We start from the raw sequence: 5,008 nt of genomic DNA, 5'->3' as shown, positions 1-5,008 counted from the left end.
CCGGCGGGTTGGTGTTGCCAGCGGTCGAAAAATAGACGGTGGTGCCGGCGATGGTGAACGCATCCATGTTCTGGGTGAGGCCCCGGGCGGTGGCATCGAAATACACCGACCAGGTGCCGCCGTTGTAGAAGACGATGTCCTCGTCCTGCACCGTGCCAAGGCCCGGCAGGCTCTCGTTGCCGTTGAAGGACAGGTAGAAGTGGGTGTTGTCCACCCGTTGCAGGCCGTCGACGTTGGCGATGCCGGGCACGGGGTTGGCGATGGTTGTGACATCCACCGCCCGGCTGAACGCGGTGCCGTTCCAGGCGTAGTGGTCGGCGTTGTCGGCCGTGCCGGTCACGCCCGGCGGGTTGGTGTCGCCGAGGGTGGAGAAGTAGACCGTGGAGGTCGGCGCCGTTCCCGCGACATTCAGGGTAAAGCTTTGGGTCGCGGCCAGGCTGGGCGTGCCGTTGTCGGCCACCCGCACCGTCACCGTGGACGAGCCGATATTGGCCGCCGCCGGGGTGCCGGACATCAAACCACTGGCGGGATTGATGGTCAGCCAGCCCGGCGCGGTCACCAGGGAGTAGGTGAGGACGCTGCCCGCGTCCACGTCGCCGCCCACCGCCGTGTAGCTGAACGGCGTGCCCACCGTCGCGTTCCGCGGCGAGGGAATCGCGTTCAGGGTCGGCGGATCGTTGACCGGAGTCACCGTGATCGAGGCCGTGGTGTTGGCGCTCAGGACCGTGCCGTTGGAGGCCCGGTACACGAAGCCGTCCGGGCCGTTGTAGTTGAGGGCCGGGGTGTAGGCGAAGCTGCCGTTCGGGTTCAGCGCGAAGGACAGGGCGTGGGTCGGGCCGGTCACCAACTGCGCCGTGAGGCCGGCGGGCGGCGTGTCGTTGGTCAGCACGTTGCCGGTGAGCGCCGTGTCCTCGTTGGTGGTGAAGGCGTCCGGGTTGCCCACCGGCCCGGTCGTGGCGGCGCCGACCGCGAGGAAGCTCATCATCCCGCCGGTCTTCATCTGGCCGCCGCCGACCCCGACGCTCAGGTTGTGCATCCGCTCGTACAGCGGAAACGTACCGGCAGCGGTCGGAGTGAATAGGGCGTCGTGGGTCTTGCCCGCGCCGATCATCAGCGAGTATTGCTCGTGGGGCACCGGCTGGAGACGGCCATCCTCGGCCACCAGTTTCATGCTTGCGCCTTGCAGCATCAGGGTGTGGCTGCGCAGCCCCATGTTGAAGAAGCGCAGCAGGGTGTTGCCGCCCACATTGCCCGCCGGAAGGGTGGCCGGGGTGGCGGGCGAGGGATCGACGAAGGGCGCGCCGTTCACCAGGAACCACTTCGGGTTGTAGTTCACCGTGCTGGTCATGCCGCCCGCCGGGCCATAGCCGCCCCCCGCCACCGCCGCGTGCAGGGCCGGGTCGATTTCGCTGTAGAACTGCAATACTTCGGTGGTGTAGCCCACGCCGGTATAGGCGGTGTTGGTCGCCTGGTCACGGGTCATGGCCCCGAACAGGCCCATCTGGATTTGCACCTGGGGATGGGTGCCCGACTGATAGGCGTAGCTGCCGGGGCGCGGATTGGCCCAGACGTAGTCGGCGGTCCCGCCGGGCGGCGTTTCGTGGGTGAAGGACCGCACCCGACCGTTGTAGGGGCCGGAGGTCCACTTCACTGGCGTCATCGCCGCCGTCTGGCCGGGAATGACCAGGGAGGTTTCGCCGGGGAGATTATTCCGCAGATGCACGGTCAGTCCGCTGGCATCGCCGGGCAGGACGGTCAACCGGGGGCCGGGCGAGGTGTAAGCGGCGTTTCCATTGGCCGGGCAGGCGTGGCCGACGGCGTTGGTCGCGTCGGCGTAGCCCCACATCGCCACCGAACTGGCGTCGGGCAGGGTCTTGTTGAAGGTGCCGGCGCACAGCCAGTGCTCGGCTCCCACGGCGTTGCCGCAGGCCAAGGCCACGGCGCTCGCCAGGAGTCCACGTTGCATAGTCCTATCCATGGTTTGAACCTCTTCGTATTGGGTCTGATGGGCACTTTCCGAGGGGATGCTTGAAGGTTTCGCGATCAACCCCCCCAACCCCCCTTATCAGGAGGGGCTTCAAACTCCCTCCCCGGTTTTCTCCTCCCCTTCCGGCCCCTCCCCTGATAAGGGGAGGTTGGGAGGGGTTGGGAAGTCGGAGAAGGGTTGGCAGGGTCGGGGAAGGGTTTGGGAAATCCCAGGCGCCGCTTCGAACCGCGCCCCTCTTTGGGCATCTCGTTATGGAATCGCCACCCCCGGCGGCTCGACGATCAGGAAGGTCATCATGCCGCCGGGAAAGATGTTGAAGTTGATGAGTTCCCTCTCGCTATGGGAGTGCCACATGAAGAAGAAGCCGCCGTTGGCGTTGAAACCGCCCTCGCCCGGAGGCAGTTGGCCGGACGCGCCGAGATAGGGACTGCCGCTGTAGAAGGGGCCGAAGGCCAGGTCCTGCAATTCGGGCAGCACCACCGGCACCGGCTTGCAGTGGTCGGCGGCGTCCTCGCCGGGTTCCAGGGTGGCGGGATTGCAGTTGCCGCCGCTGCCGTGGCCGGGGCGGTTGCCGTAGATGTCCCAGCCCAGCCCCTTGCCGGTCCAGGCGAATAGCAGGTCGTAGGTCTCGCCCGGATGCGCATCCTGGGTGAAGCCCGAGGCGGCGCGGTCGGGACCTAAGCCCGGTGCGCTTTCGAACAGCCGCCCGTCCTTCGCCAGCAGCGTGAAATTGTTGCCGTGGGTGTGGAAGGGATGGGGGTCGCGGCCCGCGCCGACCAGCCGCAGCAGCACCTTTTCGCCCGGATGGGTGCGGACGATGGCCCCGTAGGGCTGGTTGGGGAGAAGTTGATAATTGTCCGGCAGCACCGTGTCCACGCCGTTGCGGCCATTGATGAACCACCACACCGGCTTGTAGTCGCGGGTGTCGACATTGGCGTAGCGGCCCGCCGCCATTTCCTCGTGGATGCGCACATCCATCTCGGTCAGCAGGGCCAGATATTCGTGGTCATAGGCGGAACCCGTTTGGGCGTAAGCCTTGGGCGCACCCGTTGTGTATCCGGTGGGCCGCACGATCAGCGCCCCGACCAGGCCCATTTCCACCTGCAAGTCGGGCCGCGTGCCGCTGTGATAGAGGTAGGTGCCGGGCTTGGCGGCGGTGAAGGTGTAGGTCACGGTCTGGCCGGGGGCCGCCTCGCAGGTCAAGAGGCGCCGGGTGCCCTGCGGGGTGGTGGCCTCGCAGGAGGTGGTCACGCCCTCCTGGCCGGGGAAGACGATGGAGGTGGGTTGCGGCAGGGTGTTGGTCAGGGTGACTTGCACCTGTTGGCCCTGATTCACGATCAGGTTCGGTCCCGGATACTGCATGGCCGGGCCGGCGCCGTAGCCCCACACATAGACGCTGCCGCCGTCCGGGGTCGGCAGATAATCCTCCGCCGCCGTCAGGGTGAAATTGGGTGCGCCGGGGGCGCTGGGAATCGTCGCGCCGGCCTGTGCCAGGGGACTCCCAAGAGCCGCCCAGGCCAGCGCGACACACGCCGCGCACCGGCTTATTGTCATTGGATCGAATCGCATAGCCATGTTGGTTCTCCTTGAAGCTCGTCAACCCACGCCTACAAAATTTGGATTTCGGTCATCATCCCGCCGAAATCCTGCGGCCCGTTGCTGAGCAGGTTCAGGTTGGTCGTGTAGAGGTAGTAGGTCCCCGGCGCCACGCCCGTGGTGTCGATGAGGACATCGTAGGTCTCGCCGCTGCCCAGGGTGATGGCGTTGGTCTCGTAGTAGAGATTCGCCCCGGTCTGGGTCTGGGGCAGCGTCGGGTTGCTGGCGTTCATCGCCCGGAGGATGCGCGCATCCTTGCCCACCACCTGCATGGAGAGGCCCATGGCGGCGATGGTGTAGTCGCGGGTCACGTTGAGGTTGGAGAGCCGCAGCAGGATGCGCTGGCCCTGGTTCGCCGTGATGAGCGAGCCGACCGGCTGGGTGGTGGTCACTTCCGGGTGCAGGTCCGCCACGTCCTGCGGCGCGGGCGGGGGCGTGGCGCTCGCCGTGTCGGGATAGCCGCGCCCGTTGATCAACCCGTAATCGTCCTTCAGGTCCGCGAACGGCAAGGGCTGGACGTTAATGTGCTGGGTGTGGAAGTTGGAGTCGAAGGAGCCGAGCTGGATCGGATATTCCACGTCGTACCCGGTGGAGCCGTCGCCGTCGTTGTAGGCGAACTTGGTGCGGCCGCCGAGGGTCTGCCCGTCCTGGGCCGGATGCACGAACAGGTTCCCCAGCATCCCCATCGCCATGTGCTCGGAGGCTTCCACATGGCAGTGGTACATGAAGGTGCCGGGCTCCTTGATGTCGTAGAAGTAGGTGAGGGTCGAGCCCATGGAGATGGTGGCCGAGGCTTCGGGCTCGCCGTCGAAGACGCTCGCGGCGTTCGGGAAGCCGTGGAAGTGGACCGAATGGGAGTCGAACAGGTCGGGACGCTTGAGCATCCCGATGTTGGTGAGCGAGAGGTAGACCTTCTGGCCCTCCTTCAGCTCGATGGTCGGGGCCGTGTATTGCGCCCGCAGCAGCCCGTGATTGGCGGCCTGGTCCTGGGGCACGCCGTTGAGGTCGCTGAAGCCCAGGATGTACATCTCGCTGTCGTCGGCCATGGTGATGAGGCCGTCGCCGCCGCCGATGTGGACGCATTTGACGTTGGGGTCGTAGCCCGGTCCCGGCGCTGGCACGGCGTTGATGACGCCGTCGTTGTTGTCGCCGGGGCACTGGATATTGATCGCCGCCTGGGCCGACGGCAGCGCACCGCCCAACGCAAGGGCGAGCGGTATGCCTAAATAGCCGAGTTTGTTTCCGTTCATGGTTGAGTCCTTTCGTTGGTGTCCATACGTGTCGTTTTTCCTGACGGCGTGTTGAGTGGGTTCTGGCATATGGCCTTCCACCCCAATTCTCGCTGCCTTAAGTTAGCGCTGTCGCTTATAGCGGCGCTTATTTGGCTTCGAGACGGTATCGGTGAATCCAAACGCTGGAGTGCAA

At 65.9% G+C, this 5,008-nt stretch carries 3 protein-coding genes; all 3 read right to left on the bottom strand.

What is annotated here, in order from left to right; all coding sequences use genetic code 11:
* Positions 1-1,966, bottom strand: a 1,966-nt coding sequence (locus ACXWUF_RS18355; RefSeq protein ID WP_458503337.1) for an Ig-like domain-containing protein, incomplete at its 3' end; no start/stop codon positions are given.
* Positions 1,967-2,236: 270 nt separating this feature from the next.
* Positions 2,237-3,562: a multicopper oxidase domain-containing protein gene (locus tag ACXWUF_RS18350; RefSeq protein ID WP_458497323.1), complete on the bottom strand. Its 1,326-nt coding sequence runs from the start codon at positions 3,560-3,562 to the stop codon at positions 2,237-2,239.
* Between the two features lie 32 nt (positions 3,563-3,594).
* Positions 3,595-4,833: a multicopper oxidase domain-containing protein gene (locus ACXWUF_RS18345; protein ID WP_458503336.1), complete on the bottom strand. Its 1,239-nt coding sequence runs from the start codon at positions 4,831-4,833 to the stop codon at positions 3,595-3,597.
* Positions 4,834-5,008 lie beyond the last annotated feature (175 nt).

The sequence above is a fragment of the Methylomagnum sp. genome (assembly GCF_054333355.1).
This window is presented reverse-complemented; position numbering and strand designations above follow the sequence as displayed.

What these genes read in the sequence shown, in the direction of transcription:
- ACXWUF_RS18350 (WP_458497323.1), bottom strand. Translation starts at nt 3,562, where the DNA reads ATGGCTATGCGATTCGATCCAATGACAATAAGCCGGTGCGCGGCGTGT.
- ACXWUF_RS18345 (WP_458503336.1), bottom strand. Translation starts at nt 4,833, where the DNA reads ATGAACGGAAACAAACTCGGCTATTTAGGCATACCGCTCGCCCTTGCG.